This window comes from Streptococcus anginosus subsp. whileyi MAS624 (assembly GCF_000478925.1).
Taxonomy (GTDB): domain Bacteria; phylum Bacillota; class Bacilli; order Lactobacillales; family Streptococcaceae; genus Streptococcus; species Streptococcus whileyi.
The window spans coordinates 206,104-224,462 of record NZ_AP013072.1 but is presented as its reverse complement, the minus strand read 5'-3'; the positions used below and the strand labels follow the sequence as shown (position 1 = coordinate 224,462).

Here is an 18,359-nt window from a genome sequence, read left to right as displayed (position 1 = left end):
GGGTTTATATCATGCTAGGAGCTACGAGAACATCCCTATTTTTGTTTGTTTTATGTAAGACGGTAAATTATACCAGAAAAGCAGACAAGCGCTTAAAACGCGTTTTATGAGGTTATTTGTCAATCAGCCCTTTAAGCTCTTTCTCAAAGTCTGAATTTATCTTTTGGGTTTTATTGAAAAGTTGATACTCTAACTTTGCCTTATCCTTAGCAGCCTTAGAAGTGATTTTACCATGCCCCTCTAAAATATCGTATTCTTGGAAAGTCAAAAAGCGATCAATGCTTTCAGCAAGCTGCTGCATGGTCTGGGTTTTTCGCTGCTCTATTTGTCTTTCAAGGTAATCAAAATAGCTGGAGATACTTCTTTCAAGAGAGCTAATTTCTTTTTCTGTTAGGTAATTCTTTGCTACCTGGGTATCCATTTGTAAGATACGACCGTCTGGGGAATTTTTCCAAGTGGTTAGTCCCATGTTGTCCTTGGTATGGTCTGCTTTCGTATATATAATTTCTGCAGCAGTCTGATCAGTAATAGCATAATGAAACTTGTTTTGTACATCAGCATAGAATTGTTTTGTAAGTGTACTTTGTGGGTCATAATCGATAGAAATCTCTGCAAAAATATCCGTAATCTGTAACCAGATACGGCGCTCACTAGCACGGATAGAGCGGACACGTTCCAAGAGTTCGCGGAAGTAGTCTTTTCCTAGGAGGTTTTCCCCTTGTTTCAAGCGTTCGTCATCCATAGCAAAGCCTTTTATCATGTACTCACGCAGTACCGAAGTAGCCCATTGTCTGAAGCGCGTGGCTTTTTGAGAGTTGACCCGATAACCTACGGAGATAATGGCGTCAAGATTGTAGTAGCTGACATCCTTAGTTTGGGTTTTATCAGCAATTGCACCGTGTTTTGTGGTTATTTCCATTTTGGAAACAACCACTTTTTCTTCTAATTCTCCCTCTTCAAAGATATTTTTTAAGTGCTTACTAATGGCAGGGACACCAACACCAAACAGCCTAGCCATTTCTTTCTGACTAGCCCAGATAGTTTCCCCGCGTATAATAACGCTAGCTGTTTCTTGGTTGTTATCTGCTGAATAGATTAAAAATTGTAATTCGTTCATGGCTTCCTTTCTGTTGGTGTTTTAAAAATTAGATTTTAAGATATTTGACTTGCTGAACTCCGAACGAACCCCGAGAAATCACGCACAAATCATGGAAAAACTTAGTGGCGCGTGAACTTATTAAATATTTAACGATTTAAACAACTAATCAGCCAATTCTTGTTCACGACGTTCTATTGTGGTGAGCAAATCAAGCAAAATATTAGAAATCTCTTCCATTTTCCAGGGATAAGAATAAGGTTTAATAACACCAATAGTTAAACTATTTCTAATACTTTCAATAAACTTAAGGGCTATCAATGCATCTGATTTTAATTCTTTAAGTTGTTCAATATCTGTTATTTCTTTTAACCCAAATTCTTTTGTTTGCTCATCAGCAACTTTTTCAAAAAGCTTGAAAGTTTCTACATCAGTAACATCTACCTTAGTAATATCGTCATACCCTAACAAGTACCCAACACTTACACCAAAGTAGTCAGCTAGCGTCTGGGCTTTGTCCTGTTTGATTTGACTCTCTTTATTTTCCCAACTTTGAAGAGTTCGTAAAGGAATTTTTAATTCAAGGGCAAGCTCTTTTTGGGTTTGCTTTTTTTGTTTTCGTAATTCTTTTAATCTATTCATACTATTACGGCCTTTCACAACAAACTATAACACATTTTTCTAAGATACGCAAAAAAATTACGGCTTTAGAAAAAACAATACTTGACAACGCAAAAAAATAGCGCTAATATATAATATATGACGCAATTAAGTTGCGGCTTTTGGTGGAAAGGAGCTAAAGTATGAAAAATAATTTTCGCGTTCTTTTAGCAAAGCGACGGAAAAAGGTTTCGGACGTACATAACAAAACAGGTATTTCAAAAAGCGCTTTGATTGCCTTGTATTATGAACGAACTAAAAAGCCAGACATTCAGACATTGCAAAAAGTAGCTGACTATTTAGGCGTCACTATAGACGAACTACTTACGCCAGAAGAATAGAGCGGAGCAGGCAAGCATGGAATTAGTTTACATGGACGGCAAGAAAGAGCCGTACACTACTAGCGAGATAGTTGCTGAATGCGCTGGAGTACAGCACCACACAGTAACGCGCCTATTAAGAAATCATAAGGAACGATTTGAGGTGTTTGGATTTTATGGATTTGAAATCCATAAATTAGACGGAAAAGGAAGACCTAAAAAGGTCTATCATCTAAACGAACAACAAGCCACGTTGTTAATCACCTACTTAGATAACACACCGCAAGTAGTCAAATTCAAAACAAACCTAGTCAAAGCATTCTTTGAAATGCGGGACGAGCTAGCAAAGTTTAAGCTACAGCGTGCTTTAGAAAAGCCAAAGCGTAAAACTTTGCATGACAGCATAGAAAGCTGGAAAGAAGCACCCCAGCACCCGCATAACACCATTACAAATCTTTTGCTAAAAGGTACTAGTGACATGAATAAAAAGCAACTGATGGCGGCGCGTGGCGGCTATAATGGCATTGATAGCCTAACCAGTACCGAGCTAGCCAGATATCAAGACTTAGAAGATATGGCTATTGCTATGATTAAGCTAGGCATGACTTATCAGGAAATAAAATCCATGGTCTTTAGACCACAACAAGGAGGATAAAAAATGTATCTATCAAACGAACAAGAAAAAGCCCATCTATACGCTATGATCGACCTTGCAGACAATGCTATTTTACAAGGTGATAAAAAACAAGCACTAACTAGCCTTTATTTTATCAAAACAGGGCTTGAATATATTTTAAATGACAACGATAACTCAAAAGCTGAATAAGCAGCAAGCGCTAGAATCGATTTTAAGCTGATTTTCGCCAATAAGATATAGCCAAAATCAACTTGAAATGTCTCAAGGATATAATTATATCCCTAACCGTTTCAACCGCTCAAAACGCCTATTAGAGTGCTTAAAAACAGAATAAAACAAAAAGGCTTAACCAACCGACCAAGTAGAAAGCCTTTCACACAAATACTAAAACAATACAGTAGGCAAGCCGTAAGGGTTTTAGTAAAGATTTATAGCTAGATTATACCATATCTAGGACATTTTGACCATACGGAGGGCGCTACCCCTTAAAAAGGGCATAAATACAAGAAAATTTAAACGAGGTAAAACACCATGACGAAAACAACAACAGTATTATTGAGCACTGAAAAACTAATCGACTTAGGTAGTGAACTAACTGACATCATGAACAGCTTAGAAATGAATAACTTAACTCTAGAAGCCTTAGAGATAACGCAAAAAGTGGATACAGCGACCTTTAACTGGATAGCTAAGAAATATATTGAGACTGCTTATGCACAAAACGAAAAACTTTGCCAAAGACTAGACAAAATTGCCTTTCTGCTATTAAACAATGACAAACCCAAGGAACTGGAGGCATTAAACAAATGAGCGAACTACTAGGCGCAATTTTAACGCTACTACTTTTCTTTCTTGCTGGTATTTGTACTCAACTGTTTAATGCTTGGGCGATTGCTTACAAGCGGAGGGGCTATATCACTAAAAAGCAACTCAGAAAAATTGAAAAATGGCTAGAGGTTATGGAGGCAGAACATGGCAGATAAAAAAGAGTTTGACCTTGCAAATGAAAGAGCTAAGAACTTTGGTATTTGGCTAGAAGAAGCCTATCAGACTATGCTAGATTTTTCCCTAGAAGATAAATTTGACTGTTACAGTATTGAGGAACGAAACCAACTAGAACGAGTTTTAGAAACTTTAATGGATTTTTGTGATATGTGGGAAAGAGGGCAGATTATCCTAGCCAGCAAAGAAAGAGAGGCGATTGAATGAAGCTTCCAACTTTACCAGAGAATTATAAGCGCGTGCTTGCTCTTATTCCGCAGGGAGCAGAAAGACCACGCGCAGGCAAAGAGATTGTTAAACTCACAGGGCTAGATATCCGAACCGTTCGAGGCATTATTCGCGGTTTAGTAATTAAGTATCATATCGCTATTTGTGGAAGCCGTGACCTAGCAGGCGGTTACTATATCCCAGCAAATGACAGCGAACGTCTGGCAGGTATCAGAGCACTAGATAGACAACGACAAGATGAGCAAAAGCGGATTAGCGCCCTCATGTATGCGAACTTGAATGAACAAGACAAATATTTGAAAGGCGGTTAATATGGCATTATTTAGCTTAGATACAGAAACACAACTAAAGGCAGAAGCCCTAACCTTGCTTTCTAACTTTCTGCAGTCTTACACGCAGCCAAAGCCAAGACAGCTTGGACTAATGACAGCCCAACAGGTTAAGGAGGAACTAGGGATAAAATCCAAAACCTTGGCACGTTGGGAAAAAGCAGGTTTAAAGCGATACCAGCCACCACTAGAAGACACTAGGAAAGTCTTTTATAAAGTAAGCGATATTCTGGTATTTTTGGGAGTAGATTAGGGGGAACAATGGCAAAAACAAAAGTTTATTTTTGGTTAAAAATTGATAAAAAGTTTTTTGATAATATCTTTATCAAGAGACTTAAAACTTTACCGGGTGGTTACACTATGACAGTTATATATATCAGACTTATGCTTGAAAGTCTTGATAGTGACTGCATTCTTTACTACGAGGGATACTTTGATAGTTTAAAAGCAGAATTAGCCTTAAAGCTAGATGTTTCAGAAGATGATATTGAAATGACTATGGCATATTTTACAAAATGCGGTTTAATTCAAATTGATGAGGATAAAAATGCAAAGCTGCCACAAGCTAAAGCCATGGTACAACAGGAAACGAACCAAGCCGCCTATATGCGGGAATACCGCAGAGAACAACGAGAAAAAAATAAAAATCTTACAATGTTATCTGATAATCTTACCACGTTAACTACGTGTAAGACAGAGATAGATATAGATACAGAGAAAGAGATAGAGCAACAGCTAGAGCAAGAAAAAGCTGGTGAAGCTGGTAAAAATATTATCTTTGAAAAACTAAAAGAGGCTTTTGGTGAAATGTCTGTTAGTGGCACAATGGTGACAGAGGTTGAAGACTTGCTAGCTACTCACGGCCAGACTTTGTTACTTTATGCTCTTGAACAAACCATATTGAACAACGGTAGGTCTATTAGATACACGCGCTCAATCCTTGAACGCTGGCAAGGTCAAGGATTAAAGACTATCGAGCAAGTCAAACAAAATCAAGCAGCTTACGAGGCTAAGAAACAGCCATTAGCACAACCAACACAGGACAACTTCCCTGATGTCCCGTTTTAGGAGGAGGTGAAAACATGGAGGAACAGTTCAAAGAGTATCAAAATAGAAAAATACTTGATAAGGTCTGCTCAATTCATAACGTGAACTATTGGCAAATATCAATACCTATTAGGGGAAGTGATGAACGTAAGTTGCAAGAGTTTTGCCCTGAATGTGTCAGAGAGAATATACAGCGCGAAGAACAAGAGTTAGCTAACGAAGCCACAAACCAACAAGTCTATCAAAAAACCTATAATGTGCTTATGCGAGACAGTACGATCCCTAGAGAGTTAAAAGAGGCTAGCTTTGAGAATTTCATAGCTGAGACAGCCGAGGAAAAGCAACTACTGAAGTTTGCTAGAGGGCAAGTAGAGAAATACCTGGACGGCATGACAGGAAATACCCTATTTACAGGATCTACAGGGATAGGAAAGAGTCATTTAAGCGTAGCTATTGCTAAGGCTATAAACGAGGGCTACAAGGCCAAAGGAGAGCCTAAAAGCGTTCTGTTTGTAACCTTTACAGATATTGTTAATAAAATTCAGGACGGTTGGAGTTATGGCAAGAATGCAGCTCTTACTAAATCTGATGCCGTGGAACTCTTGAAAAAGCCTGACTACCTTATCATTGATGATCTAGGGGCAAAGAATGCGGTTATTAAACCTAAGAACGATTGGGAACAGAATTTATTATTTGATATACTTAACAATCGTGAGAATACAATTATCAATACCAATCTAAGCGGTGATGAATTAAAAACAGTGTATAATGAACGTAACTATAGCCGCATTCTTAAAGGCTTAGAGGGGAATTCGTTCAGGATTTACAGTATCAAAGATAAGCGGTATTCAATTCGACAATTAAAGACTAAACAAGTTAAGAAATAACAAAGAGGCGCGTGCCTCTTTTATTGTTTAGCTAGACTTGAAAAGCAAGCGGGCTTTTGGTAAGGTATTGAATATAAGATCTAACAAGATAGCGCGTGATTGAACAAAGAACGAACAAAGAGAAAATAACTATTTGAGTCATGGATAATCCAAAGAACACGCGCAGAAAATAGCAAAAAAAGCCAGCTTGTGCTAGCTCCTTTTGGTATAAATTCGATAACTCTATTATATCACAGGAGAGATAAAACATGCTGGAATTGTTTCAAGAGATTGACGAAAAAGCAACTCAAGCCAAGGCTAAAAAGATTTTACAGACTTATCGCCGTTTGTGTCGAATTGCTGGGAGTGAATACACTTTGCGAAGCGCCAGTGCTTTTTCAGACCAACCACGTAGCAAGAACAATCAGCCAAGCAAAGGACTTGAAACCTTTGTAGTAAAAAGGCTAGACGCAGAAAGGGAGAAAACAGAGATAGACAAGGCTGTTAGTTTGCTTTCTAGTGATATGTACAAAGAAATATTGATTAGAAGATTTTGCAAAGCAAGACAGTGTAGCAATATCTGTATATACATGGAATTAGACTTGTCTGAATCGGAATTTTACAGAGAACAAAGCAAGGCATTATTAGAGTTTGCGGAATGGTATAAAGCCTGTGAATTGCTTGTCTTTAAACCTTACGTAACAGGTTGAAACAGTATTTATACAAACCAAGATACAGGGGCTATTTGCCCCCTATTTTTTTGAACGGGGTAGAGGTTATTTGGAATAAAAGGACGCTGCCCTCTTCTGTGCAAAAAATTCCCTTTTTGAAATTTTTGAATGCAAGAGGAAAAGAAAAAATCAATTTTAAAACACCCCCCCGCACCCTTGCGAGAGCAAGAGAGCCGCGACAAGATATCATCTTACGTCGCACGCCGATTTTTCAGATTTTTAAGGGGTGTCACGGGGGACGGATTAGGAGGTGAAGTCGCTTGGTTAAAAATCCTTACTATCGGCAGAACAAAGGGCGTTTACCCAGTGACCCGCCGAACTATTTGGGAACAGTCACGAGGGAGACTTGGCGCAAAATCGTTCCGTTTTTAGAACCTTATTATCAATCCATAGCTAAATGCTAAACTGCAGTATTTTATACATGCTATCAGTTAAAAAACTTTTTCTTTCCACTTGCTTTCAATGCGCATAATGTGTATAATAGAAAATGTAAGGAGGTAACGTGCACTATGCCACTTACAGGAAAAGAAATGGCAAAGCTAGCCGAGAAAAATGGTTGGGTAGAAATCCGACAGAACGGCAGCCATCACCATTTCAAACATGAAGATTTTGATTATATAGTGACTATCCCAATCCATGGAAACAAGGATTTAGGAAGAGGGCTAGAAAGCAAAATCCTGAAAGATTTGGGGCTGAAATAATCCCCCTTATCTTTCATTTTTGGAGGTAACAGACTATGTTAAAATCATATCCAGCAATTTTTCATAAAGAGGAAGACGGTTCTTATTGGGTAGAATTTCCAGAGTTTGGAGGAGGCACACAAGGGGCAAATGTTGAAGAAGCCTTGAAAAATGCCCGTGAAATGCTTGAGAGTGTTTTAGCTGCTTACATAGACGAAGGATTAGATATGCCAAAGCCTAGCGACATCATGGCTTTAACCGTTAAAGACGGCTTTGTTAGCATGATACAAGCAGACCCTACCCCGTTTATTCGCAACAATAAAGCCGTTAGAAAGAATGTGACTGTCCCTGAATGGCTAGTAAGATTAGCGGATCGTGAAAAAGTAAATTATTCTGAGGTGCTAACTCAAGCCCTAGAAACAAAGTTACAAGCCTAGACACAGTCAGCATGCGCAGCAACAGAAATGCGTGTGATGACATGGTATAATAATCTTATCAGCAAGGCTACAAGCAACTAAAAAGCGTAGCTATTCACTACGCCAGTTCTTGCCTGCTGAACTCATATTGTAAATGACCTGTAAAGGTCTTTTTTTGTTCACCTTTTTGTGGACTTTTAAGGATTTTCTAACAACTTCTAATATTACATAATATTGATAAAACCCAGTAATATCAACGGTTAAGATCTGTCAATGAGTTGTAAAACTATCTATTTCCTAGTTCAATAATTTTTGACATAGTTTTCTCCGTAAGTATTCTAGCTATTATTATAACATAAAGCTGTTTTTCTATCAGAAGTCTGGTGTGAGGGGAACACACATCATTTCCTAGAAAGAACCAAATAGACAAGCAAAGCAACCACTTAGGTAAAAGTCCTTGTTTTCCTAGTCGAAATAATGTTTAATAGATTTAGGAAGAGGGAGGTAGTTAGTGACCTCTTGGTATTAACGAAAATCAGCAGCAAACCAACATCTGGAAAGAAGGGATGTTTATGAAAGTTCAATTGCATATTGACGAAAAGTTTTCAGAGGAAAAAGTCATTATCGAAGCACCGGCTTTGTCAGATGCCATTCAGCAACTGCTGAAATTTGCTCAACAACTCGATAAAAACAAAGTTATTCGAGCCAAAAAAGAGGAAGAGATTTACCTATTAGATACTACTGAAATTCAGCGGGTTTATATTGAAAATCGCCAAGTTTGGGCTGAAACAGTAACAGACAATTATCACTTAGGGCTTCCACTTTATCAAGTTTTGGAATTGCTTCCTGCTGATTTTCTACAGATTTCCCAATCTGAAATCATCAATACCAAACAGATTGATCATCTGAAATTGACCGGCAGCGGTCTGATTCAGATTACACTAAAAAACGGTCAGATAACTTATTCATCTCGCCGTTATCTCAAAGCTATAAAGGAGAAATTACAGCTATGAAAAAAACATTATTCAGAGATGCTCTAGGAGGTATTGTTATCGGGCTTCTCCTATCCGTCATCTTTTCTTACTTTTTTGCACCTGTCTATCATCCGCTCAACCCTTATTCAGCAGTTGGTCTTTGGATGGAACAGCATCATATTCACGGCGCCTTAGTCGTTCTCTATTGCGCAGCGATATGGTGTCTAATCGGCTTGCTCTTTAGCTTAGGGAAAGAGCTTTTCAAAAAAGATTGGAGCATTCTCAAAGCAACAATCTGTCATTATGGGCTTATGATTTTAGGGTTTATCCCTCTAGCTCTATTAGCCGGCTGGTTTCCAAGTGAACCCATTTTCATCTTACAGTTAATTTTGGAATTTACTGTTGTTTATCTCATCCTTTGGACAATCCTGTCTTATCTGACTAAAAAGAAAATTGAGAAAATCAATCATCACTTAAACAAACAAAGCAAATAGCAAGAAATAACCGCTGTGAAAAAACTCACGGCGGTTATTTGAGCCCAACTTAGAATGCAGATTGATAGAAAACGATCATAGCTTACTAAATTGTTGTGGTTTGAAGATTAGACCCTAGCTGCAATGCTGGTATGACATTCAGCAAATTAAGCTGTTAGCCAGTCACATCCACTATAGCTTCAACATTTTAAAGTTTCTTCTTTATCTCTGCCACAGCCAACATCACTTCCATTGGGGTCATATTATAAATGTCCAACTGGCGCAACTCGTCTAAAATAGGTGATTCAGTTGTTTCTGTAAATAAAGACATCTGCTCAGCCACTTGATTTTTTTCACGAGCATCCGTAGGCAATGTATTAGAGATGCCAAAAGATGACTTCTCATTTGCTTGGCTTTCTAATCGTGTCAATATTTGATCCGCTCTTGTCAACAAATCATTTGGCAAACCTGCAATTTTTGCTACATGAATCCCATAAGATTTATCAGCAGGTCCAACCTCAATCTTATGAAGAAATGTTACTTGACCATCTTTTTCTAGGGTTTCTACATGGACATTTTCTAGTTGTGTCAAGCTAGTTGACAGTTCTGTCAACTCGTGATAGTGAGTCGCAAAAAGTGTCTTGGCTCCTGTCCGATTGTGAATATACTCAATAATAGCTTGAGCAAGCGCCATGCCATCATAGGTAGCTGTTCCTCTTCCTAACTCATCAAAAAGAATGAGTGAATTTTCTGTTGCTTGAGAAATAGCATGGTTCGCTTCCATCATTTCAATCATAAAGGTTGATTGTCCAGAAACCAAGTCATCAGCTGCACCAATTCGAGTAAAGATTGCATCAAAAATCGGCAATTGGGCACTTTCGGCTGAAACATAAGAGCCCATTTGAGCCATAATCACAATAATCGCTAACTGCCGCATATAAGTTGACTTCCCACTCATATTTGGGCCTGTAATTAGCTGAACATTAACATTCTCATCCATTGAAATGCTATTAGGAATGTAGGTTTGTGCACCCATAACTTTTTCTACGACCGCATGCCGCCCTTTATCAATTTGGATAGAGCGCTGCTCAATAAATTCTGGTCTCACAAAATGTTGCTTTTCTGCTACAGCTGCAAAGCTTTGCAGCACATCAACCGTTGCCAGAGTTTGCGCCAAGGATTGCAGGCGTTTGATATATTTACCAGCTTCCTCACGAATGCGCATAAAAATCTCGTATTCCAAATTAGCTGATTTTTCACGCGCTTCCAACATCTCACCTTCAATACGAGCCAGTTCTTCCGTACCAAAACGCTCCGAATTTTTCAAAGTTGCCTTGCGGAAAAAATGACTGGGAACATGCTCAAGCTGAGAATTGGTGACATGGAAATAATAACCATCTTTTTTATTGTAATCAATCTTCAGGTTGTTAATTCCACTAGCTTCTCTTTCTTTCGCCTCAATATCTGCAATCCAGCTCGTTCCATCTCGCATAACCACTCGATATTTATCCAAGGTTTCATCAAAACCTGTTTTAATAATATTACCCTCTGTAATGACATTTGGAGCATCCGGCGAAATTGCTGACTGAATTAAGGACGCCAGTTCAGGAATTTCATCCAATTTGGCAATCAAATCTTCCAAAACTGGGCTGTCAATTCCTTTTAAGATTCCCTTAATTTGTGGTACATGACTCAATGTCGCAGCAAGTTGTAATAAATCTTTTGGATTGGTCTTGCCAAACGAAACCCGACTGGCTAAACGCTCAATATCATACACTCCTTTGAGAGTGTCTGATAAGTCACTGCGCTCAAAGAAATGATCTAAAAAGACTTGCACTACATCCTGCCGCTTGACGATTCGCTCTTTATCAATCAACGGACGTTGAATCCACGCTCTCAACAATCGTGTTCCCATAGCTGTCTTGGTATCATCCATCAGCCAATAAAGGCTCCCGTGCTTCTTTCCTGTCCGAGCATTCTCTGTTAAATCCAGACTTGCCATAGTTGAGTAGTCCATCTGCAAGAAATCTTTGATTTCATAATGATGAACTTGTTTCAAATGACTAAGCTCACGTAGCTGCGTTTTATGAACATACTGTAATAACTTTCCAGCTACTTGGTGCTCTAGCGGTGACAAGTCCTTTCCTAGTAGCTGAACATCATCAAATGTAGTTTCTACTTGCGATAAAAGGAGAGTCATTTGAGTCTCCAATACTTGGCGCTCCATTTCAGGCAATTCATACCCTAAGACCACTTCACGAGCTCGCAAGTTTCGGATTTCTCCACAGACTATGTTAAAGTCACTAAGACTTGTGACCTGAAATTCACCCGTTCCCACATCCATATAAGCCAGTCCATATATACCTGACAGCTTATCCAAAGCCACTAAAAAGTTATTCTGACTGTCTGGTTTTGAAGAATCAACTACTGTCCCCGGCGTAATCACCTGTACTACTTCGCGTTTGACTACTCCAACCGCTTTTTTAGGATCTTCCATTTGCTCTGCAATCGCAACTTTATAGCCTGCTTCAATTAAAACATCAATGTATTGCTGCACTGAATGGTAAGGAACTCCTGCCATTGGGATTGGATTTTCCGAGTTTTTATTGCGACTAGTCAGAGCAATCTCTAAAATCTGTGCCGCATTGGTCGCATCATCATAGAATAATTCATAAAAATCTCCCATGCGAAACAACAAAAAAGCATCTGGATAATCTTTTTTTATATCTAAATACTGTTGCATTCCTGGAGATAGTTTTTCTTTTGTCATTCTCATCCTTTCTGTTGGTTAATAGTGATAAGAGTGGGATAGAAATCAATAGTTTCGTAGAAACTTGATTTCGTCGTCCCACATCCACATAGCTGGAGTAGAACAAAACTCATCTTGAAAATTTTCAGTTCGTAGTCTCACTCCCGCAGGGTTGCTCAACAGTCTGGAAGACTGTTGAGGTGGTGGATAAAGAAAACAAAGTTTTTGTCAAAGGTGTTTTTCCGAGTTTGAAAAACAACAGCTTGAGACGTGCTTCGCAAGTCCTATCCGCCACCTCGAAGCATTGCTTTGAGCAATCAGCTACTGCGTCTTGTTGACTACATAAACAAAGGAAGCTGAGCTCTTTGTCCCAGCCTCATCATTCATTTTCTTAATCCATTTTCTCAAGAAGCTGCTCTTCCATTTGTTTTGCAGCTGCTGTATCACGACAGATAACTAAGAGCGTGTTAGCTCCTGCTACCGTTCCTAAAATTAGCTCACCTTTATTGGCATCCACAAAGTTAGCCAGAATAGAAGCATCCCCTAAGCGAGTATGAAGAACCAAGGAAAATTCCGCCCGAGAAACGCCCTCTACATGATAAGACAAGAACTCAACCAAATCGATTTTATTTGTTTCATCTGCTAAAACATAATAAACTTCATTGTTTTTCTTGGCTTTCGTCAATCCAATTTCACGTAAGTCCCGAGAGAGGGTTGTCTGTGTTACAATAATGCCTTGTGCTTTTAAACGATCCTGAATATCTTTCTGTGTACTCAGTTTTTCTTCTTTAATCATTTGCTTAATTAGTTTATGACGTTCACTTTTTTTCATTTTATCCTCAATAATGTATATTTATACTCAAAATTATACCAAAAAAATTGAAGATTCGTCAAAAAATATGTTAAAATACTAGTAAAAGACCAAAGGAGAAACCATGGATAATAAACAATTGATTGCAAGTGAATTGGCTAAGGTCATTGACAGCTTAGACCAAGACGCTATTTTAAATTTACTAGAAAAACCCAAAAGCTCAGATTTAGGTGATATTGCTTTTCCTGCCTTTTCTTTAGCGAAAGTAGAACGAAAAGCGCCTCAAGCGATTGCAGCAGATATTGCAGAAAAAATTGACTCAACAAACTTTGAAAAAGTAGTGGCAACTGGTCCTTATGTTAATTTCTTCCTTGATAAATCAAAAATTTCAGCTCAAGTTATCAAAGAAATTGTAAAAGAAGGAAATAACTATGGTCAGCAAAATGAAGGAAATGGAGAAAACATCACCATTGACCTCTCCAGCCCAAACATTGCAAAACCATTTTCAGTTGGTCATTTGCGCTCAACTGTTATCGGTGATGCCCTTTCTAATATTTTCCGTAAATTGGGCTATAACACCATTAAAATCAATCACTTAGGTGACTGGGGAAAACAATTCGGTCTTTTAATGGTGGCTTATAAAAAATGGGGCAGCAAAGAAGCCGTCGAAGCAAATCCAATTGATGAATTACTGAAACTGTACGTTCGTATCAATGCGGAAATCGAAACAGATCCTGAGCTTGATGACGAAGGTCGCCTCTGGTTCAAAAAACTAGAAGACGGTGATCCTGAAGCTACTGAATTATGGCAATGGTTCCGCGACGAAAGCCTGAAAGAATTTAACCGTATCTACAAATTGCTTGGCGTTGAATTCGATAGTCTGGCTGGTGAAGCCTTCTATAATGACAAGATGGACGAAGGCATCAAAATCCTTGAAGAAAAAGGATTGTTGGAAGAGTCTAAGGGGGCTAGCATTGTCAACCTTGATGATGTCAATCTGCCACCAGCTATGATTAAGAAATCTGACGGAGCAACACTTTACATTACACGTGATATTGCGACAGCTATGTACCGTGCTCGCACTTACAACTTCGTTAAAAACATTTATGCTGTAGGTCAAGAACAAGCTAATCACTTCAGACAATTAAAAGCCGTTTTGAAGAAGATGGGATTTGACTGGAGCGATGATATGATTCATATAGACTTTGGCTTGGTAACAAAGAACCGCCAAAAATTGTCTACACGTAAAGGAAATATCATCCTTCTTGAACCAACTCTTCAAGAAGCTATCAATCGTGCTCAGTCACAAATTGAAGCCAAAAATCCTGACCTTGAAAACAAAGAAGCTGTTGCTCGTGCTGTCGGAGTAGGAGCTGTTAAATTCTACGATTTAAAAACAGACCGCCGCAACGGTTACGACTTTGATTTGGAAGCCATGGTATCTTTTGAAGGAGAAACAGGACCATATATCCAGTACGCTTATGCACGTATCCAATCAATCCTTCGCAAGGCTGACTTCAAGCCAAACGCTGAAGCAACATACAGCCTAGATGATGCTGAAAGTTGGGAAATCATTAAACTGCTGCAAGATTTTGCCCGTGTTGTCAAACGTGCAGCTGACAATTATGACCCATCACTCATTGCAAAATATGCAATCAGTCTTGCACAAGCATTTAACAAATTCTACGCACACACTCGTATCTTAGACGAAAATCCTGAACGTGACAGCCGTTTAGCTCTTAGTTACGCAACAGCTGTTGTTCTAAAAGAATCTCTTCGTCTTCTCGGCGTTGATGCTCCAGAAAAAATGTAATTTTCTAACCCTATCAAAAAATCCTATCGGTATTTACAACGATAGGATTTTTTATTACATTCCGTATAATTCTTCAATTTTCAGACCAATTCGTTTGACATCTTCATTCAAGCCACGAAGTTCAAATGTGTCCAAGACTGGAAAGCCAAAGCGCTCTGCATATTGCTTTGCTGTTAAACAATATTGGTTGTTAAAATTACGATTACCACTACCAACAATGCCAAAACAGCGCTTGTAATTCTCTTCAAAAGCGATAAAGTCACCTAAATCATTGGTAAGAATCTCTACATCTCCATTATCCAAACCATTTCCACCTTCTAAGTAGGTTGGTAAAAAGGCTACAAAGGGCTGAGACATGACGTAAAATGGTCGCTCCTCTTTCACCATATCTTTTATATCCACCTGCTCAATCTCAACATTTTCATGTCGCTCTTGCAAAAAAGTGGATAAGCGTTTGATAAAACTCGCTGTGTTCCCACTTAAGCTAATATAAACCAAGGAAATCTTCATATTTTCTCTCTTTCTAAAAATAAAACACATCTATCATTCTCTTAAAATTTTAAGCTGATAGATATGTTTTGTCAACTATTGTAATTCTTCTTTTGCTAAGTCTTGTTGCTGCCGTTTCATCTTGAAAAAGACAATAACAAGGAAAAGAATATTAAATGCAAAATAAATAATAGTCAAAACTCTTGTCGATGAGATTGCTGTGGCACGCATCGTTTGATCTTTATAAAGATTGTTGAGTGGCATACCACCAATATAATTGTAAATTGTTCCAATAATTCCTAATAGCACATAAGCAATATAGGCAAAATTAGCGTATAGAATGTTTTTCTTGACGATAAACACAATGGCAGCAATCAACAGTAGAATGGAAAGGACAACTAATATTTTATGCGGAATATTATGAAGGAAGACAAGACTTCTTTCAGTTACTTCTACGATTTGCTTCACAACCGTTTCAGACAATCCTTTATAAGAACTTGTATTCGTTATTTTTTCACTGCCAAAAAAGGTTCCTACAAATGTAAAAGATGATAGAATGGCTGATAGTGTCAGCAAGACATATAGATAAATTGGTCGTTTTTTCACAATAATCCTCCTCGTTGTGAAAAAGTTTTCAGTTTTATTTATTATAACGTAAGCAGTCAAAAATGGCAACAAAAGTTTCACTAGTGTCAATTATTTTTTTCAAACAAAAGCCCCTCAACTATCAATCAAGGGGCCCATTCGCTATTGAACTAGTTCAAATGCCAAATTTCATCGTTATATTGAGCAATCGTACGGTCAGCAGAGAAGAAGCCTGCTTTTGCAATATTGACAAGAACTTTTTCAAGCCAGACGTCACGGTCTTCATAATCCGCAAACATGCGTTCTTTTGTTTCGATATAATCTTCCAAGTCAAGAAGCGTCATGAACCAGTCTTTATTGATTAATTCATTGTAAAGTCGTTCCAAGCGCTCTTTCTTACCAACTGCAAGAACGGCATCACTGACAATGAAATCAACCAGCGGTTTGATTGCTTTACGAGCATAGAATTCACTTGACTTATAAGCTTCTTTGGCATACAAATCAATAACTGTTTCAGAATCTTCACCGAAGATATAAATGTTGTCATCGCCGACTAATTCATGAATTTCAACATTTGCCCCGTCTGAAGTACCAAGCGTTAAAGCACCATTTAGCATGAATTTCATGTTACCAGTACCTGAAGCTTCTTTAGAAGCAAGGGAGATTTGCTCAGAAATGTCACCGGCTGCAATTAAGAAGCTAGCTGCTGTTACATTATAGTTTTCAACCATAACGACTTGCAAGTATGGAGAAACTTCTGGGTCGTTAGCAATCACTTCTGACAAGCAAAGGATTAAATGAATAATATCTTGTGCAATCGTGTATGCTGGAGCAGCTTTCCCACCAAAGAAAACTGTAATTGGACGCGCAGGAATGTTTCCAGCCTTGATATCCAAATATTTGTGAATGACATAAAGAGCATTCATTTGTTGGCGTTTGTACTCGTGAAGGCGTTTGATTTGGATATCAAAGATCGATTCAGGATTGATTTCAACAACTTGGTGCTCTTTCAAATGACGAACTAATTTCCGTTTGTTGTGAGCTTTGATTTTTTCAAGTTCAGCTTTCACATCAGCCTTACCAGAAAATTCAAGTAAGTCTTCTAATTTTGAAGCATCATGGTGCCAATCGCGGCCAATCAAGCTATCAATGTAATTTGACAAACGTGGATTTGCGTGCATGAGCCAGCGACGGAAGGTGATTCCGTTTGTTTTATTATTGAATTTTTCTGGATAAATGTCGTAAAAAGCCTTGAGTTCTGAGTTTTTCAAGATTTCTGTATGAAGAGCAGCAACCCCATTGACACTATATCCATAGTGAATATCCATGTGAGCCATATGTACACGATCATGTTCATCAATAATTTGAACAGCTGGATCTGCGTATTCAGCCTTCACGCGCTTATCCAATTCTTTGATAATTGGAACCAAGTGTGGAACAACTTCTTCCAAGAATTCAAGCGGCCATTTTTCAAGCGCTTCAGCAAGAATGGTATGGTTTGTATAAGCCGTCATATTCTTAACAATATTGATTGCTTCATCAAGAGAAATACCACGTTCTGTCAAAAGACGAATCATCTCTGGAATGACCATAGATGGGTGTGTATCGTTGATTTGGATAACAGCATAGTCAGCCAAGTCATGAAGATTGCTACCTTTTTCAATCGCTTCATCAATAATCAATTGTGCACCATTTGACACCATAAAGTATTGTTGGAAGATACGGAGCAATTCACCTTTCTTATTGCTATCGTCTGGATAAAGGAAAAGAGTCAAATTACGAGCAATATCTGTCTTATCAAAATCAATCCCATCTTCAATGATACTTGCATCAACCGAGTCAAGGTCGAACAGACGAAGACGGTTTTTAGTAGCCATTTTGTAACCAGGCACATCAATGTCATAAAGAGTTGATGTTAAAGTGAAATCAGCAAATGGTACTTGATAGCTACGGCTTGATTTTACTAACCAATTTTGCTCTGTCAACCAGAAGTTTGGTACTGTTGTTTGCTCATTATTTTTCAATACTTGTTGGAAAAGACCAAAGTGATAGTTCAGACCTACACCGTCTCCATTCAAACCAAGTGTTGCAATAGAATCAAGGAAGCAAGCAGCCAGACGTCCTAAACCACCATTACCAAGTGAAGGTTCTAATTCGACTTCTTCCACTTCAATCAAGTCTTTACCAGCGTCTGCTAATTCTTTTTTGACATCATCATAAAGGCCAAGGTTGATGAGGTTGTTTGACAACAGTTTTCCAATCAAAAATTCTGCTGAAATGTAATACAATTTCTTTTTACCAGTATTAACTGGCTTTTGTGCACTAGCCAATTTTGTATAGTTTAAAAGGGCAATATACAATTCTTCATTGCTGCATTCAGCAATTTCTTTTTGATAAGTTTGTTGGATAAATTCTTGTAAATTTGACATTTTTTCTCCTACCTAGAAAAGAAC

23 protein-coding genes and 1 pseudogene are annotated in these 18,359 nt (G+C 38.2%); 17 read left to right on the top strand and 7 right to left on the bottom strand.

Translation table 11 applies throughout. The annotated features are described in order from the left end of the window. Positions 1–112: 112 nt before the first annotated feature. A complete protein-coding gene (locus tag ANG_RS01190; RefSeq protein ID WP_003038394.1) occupies positions 113–1,117 on the bottom strand; it encodes a virulence RhuM family protein in 1,005 nt (334 codons plus the stop codon). A gap of 144 nt (positions 1,118–1,261) precedes the next feature. Beyond that, positions 1,262–1,738: a helix-turn-helix domain-containing protein gene (locus tag ANG_RS10695; RefSeq protein WP_003038410.1), complete on the bottom strand. Its 477-nt coding sequence runs from the start codon at positions 1,736–1,738 to the stop codon at positions 1,262–1,264. A 161-nt stretch (positions 1,739–1,899) separates the two neighbouring features. Between ANG_RS10695 and ANG_RS01180 the strand changes: the two genes are divergently transcribed. From ANG_RS01180 to ANG_RS01120, 16 genes and pseudogenes are all read left to right on the top strand, one after another. Next, entirely contained in the window at positions 1,900–2,097 is a 198-nt protein-coding gene (locus ANG_RS01180; protein WP_003038356.1) for a helix-turn-helix domain-containing protein, read from the top strand. 16 nt (positions 2,098–2,113) lie between these two features. Then, entirely contained in the window at positions 2,114–2,731 is a 618-nt protein-coding gene (locus ANG_RS01175) for a Rha family transcriptional regulator (RefSeq protein WP_003038403.1), read from the top strand. Between the two features lie 3 nt (positions 2,732–2,734). Next, positions 2,735–2,902 carry a hypothetical protein gene (locus ANG_RS11150; RefSeq protein WP_003038324.1) on the top strand — a complete coding sequence of 56 codons (168 nt, stop codon included), beginning with the start codon at positions 2,735–2,737 and terminating at the stop codon, positions 2,900–2,902. Positions 2,903–3,244: 342 nt separating this feature from the next. Beyond that, positions 3,245–3,523: a hypothetical protein gene (locus ANG_RS01170; protein ID WP_003027794.1), complete on the top strand. Its 279-nt coding sequence runs from the start codon at positions 3,245–3,247 to the stop codon at positions 3,521–3,523. Then, the gene (locus ANG_RS11145; protein ID WP_003027795.1) at positions 3,520–3,696 is read left to right on the top strand and encodes a hypothetical protein; all 177 of its coding nucleotides are present in this window, start codon (positions 3,520–3,522) and stop codon (positions 3,694–3,696) included. The genes ANG_RS01170 and ANG_RS11145 overlap by 4 nt, the downstream gene beginning before the upstream one ends. After that, entirely contained in the window at positions 3,686–3,922 is a 237-nt protein-coding gene (locus ANG_RS01165; protein ID WP_003038392.1) for a hypothetical protein, read from the top strand. The genes ANG_RS11145 and ANG_RS01165 overlap by 11 nt, the downstream gene beginning before the upstream one ends. Beyond that, on the top strand, positions 3,919–4,254 hold the full coding sequence (locus tag ANG_RS01160) for a hypothetical protein (RefSeq protein ID WP_003038362.1): 336 nt from the start codon (positions 3,919–3,921) through the stop codon (positions 4,252–4,254). Before ANG_RS01165 ends, ANG_RS01160 begins: the two co-directional genes overlap by 4 nt. 1 nt (position 4,255) lies before the next feature. Beyond that, on the top strand, positions 4,256–4,525 hold the full coding sequence (locus ANG_RS01155) for a MerR family transcriptional regulator (RefSeq protein ID WP_003038376.1): 270 nt from the start codon (positions 4,256–4,258) through the stop codon (positions 4,523–4,525). An 8-nt stretch (positions 4,526–4,533) separates the two neighbouring features. Continuing rightward, the gene (locus ANG_RS01150) at positions 4,534–5,340 is read left to right on the top strand and encodes a phage replisome organizer N-terminal domain-containing protein (RefSeq protein ID WP_003038339.1); all 807 of its coding nucleotides are present in this window, start codon (positions 4,534–4,536) and stop codon (positions 5,338–5,340) included. Positions 5,341–5,354: 14 nt separating this feature from the next. Then, positions 5,355–6,206 carry an ATP-binding protein gene (locus ANG_RS01145; protein ID WP_020999881.1) on the top strand — a complete coding sequence of 284 codons (852 nt, stop codon included), beginning with the start codon at positions 5,355–5,357 and terminating at the stop codon, positions 6,204–6,206. Positions 6,207–6,454: 248 nt separating this feature from the next. Then, positions 6,455–6,895, top strand: a complete 441-nt coding sequence (locus ANG_RS01140) for an ArpU family phage packaging/lysis transcriptional regulator (protein WP_003038422.1) — start codon at positions 6,455–6,457, stop codon at positions 6,893–6,895. Between the two features lie 281 nt (positions 6,896–7,176). Then, a pseudogene (locus ANG_RS11270) lies at positions 7,177–7,290 on the top strand (phage terminase small subunit P27 family); the annotation flags it as partial. 135 nt (positions 7,291–7,425) lie between these two features. Next, positions 7,426–7,617, top strand: a complete 192-nt coding sequence (locus ANG_RS01135) for a type II toxin-antitoxin system HicA family toxin (RefSeq protein WP_003038349.1) — start codon at positions 7,426–7,428, stop codon at positions 7,615–7,617. A 35-nt stretch (positions 7,618–7,652) separates the two neighbouring features. Further along, positions 7,653–8,033, top strand: coding sequence for a type II toxin-antitoxin system HicB family antitoxin (locus ANG_RS01130; RefSeq protein ID WP_003038371.1), 381 nt, complete (start codon positions 7,653–7,655; stop codon positions 8,031–8,033). Between the two features lie 551 nt (positions 8,034–8,584). Further along, the gene (locus tag ANG_RS01125) at positions 8,585–9,025 is read left to right on the top strand and encodes a LytTR family DNA-binding domain-containing protein (protein ID WP_003032335.1); all 441 of its coding nucleotides are present in this window, start codon (positions 8,585–8,587) and stop codon (positions 9,023–9,025) included. Continuing rightward, positions 9,022–9,480, top strand: a complete 459-nt coding sequence (locus tag ANG_RS01120; RefSeq protein WP_003038399.1) for a DUF3021 domain-containing protein — start codon at positions 9,022–9,024, stop codon at positions 9,478–9,480. The genes ANG_RS01125 and ANG_RS01120 overlap by 4 nt, the downstream gene beginning before the upstream one ends. A 187-nt stretch (positions 9,481–9,667) precedes the next feature. Here ANG_RS01120 and mutS read toward each other — a convergent pair whose 3' ends face one another. Both mutS and argR read right to left on the bottom strand, forming a co-directional pair. Further along, entirely contained in the window at positions 9,668–12,229 is a 2,562-nt protein-coding gene (gene mutS, locus ANG_RS01115; RefSeq protein ID WP_020999883.1) for a DNA mismatch repair protein MutS, read from the bottom strand. Positions 12,230–12,599: 370 nt separating this feature from the next. Further along, on the bottom strand, positions 12,600–13,040 hold the full coding sequence (argR, locus tag ANG_RS01110) for an arginine repressor (RefSeq protein WP_003038414.1): 441 nt from the start codon (positions 13,038–13,040) through the stop codon (positions 12,600–12,602). Positions 13,041–13,143: 103 nt separating this feature from the next. Between argR and argS the strand changes: the two genes are divergently transcribed. Continuing rightward, a complete protein-coding gene (gene argS, locus ANG_RS01105; protein WP_003038336.1) occupies positions 13,144–14,832 on the top strand; it encodes an arginine--tRNA ligase in 1,689 nt (562 codons plus the stop codon). A gap of 54 nt (positions 14,833–14,886) precedes the next feature. On the opposite strand, the gene nrdI is transcribed toward argS, so the two are convergent. From nrdI to glgP, 3 genes are all read right to left on the bottom strand, one after another. Further along, positions 14,887–15,342, bottom strand: coding sequence for a class Ib ribonucleoside-diphosphate reductase assembly flavoprotein NrdI (gene nrdI / locus ANG_RS01100; RefSeq protein WP_020999884.1), 456 nt, complete (start codon positions 15,340–15,342; stop codon positions 14,887–14,889). A 75-nt stretch (positions 15,343–15,417) separates the two neighbouring features. Next, positions 15,418–15,927 (bottom strand): ABC transporter permease, encoded by a 510-nt coding sequence (locus tag ANG_RS01095; RefSeq protein ID WP_003027812.1) that lies wholly within the window; start codon positions 15,925–15,927, stop codon positions 15,418–15,420. 149 nt (positions 15,928–16,076) lie between these two features. Then, entirely contained in the window at positions 16,077–18,335 is a 2,259-nt protein-coding gene (glgP, locus tag ANG_RS01090; RefSeq protein WP_020999885.1) for a glycogen/starch/alpha-glucan family phosphorylase, read from the bottom strand. Positions 18,336–18,359 lie beyond the last annotated feature (24 nt).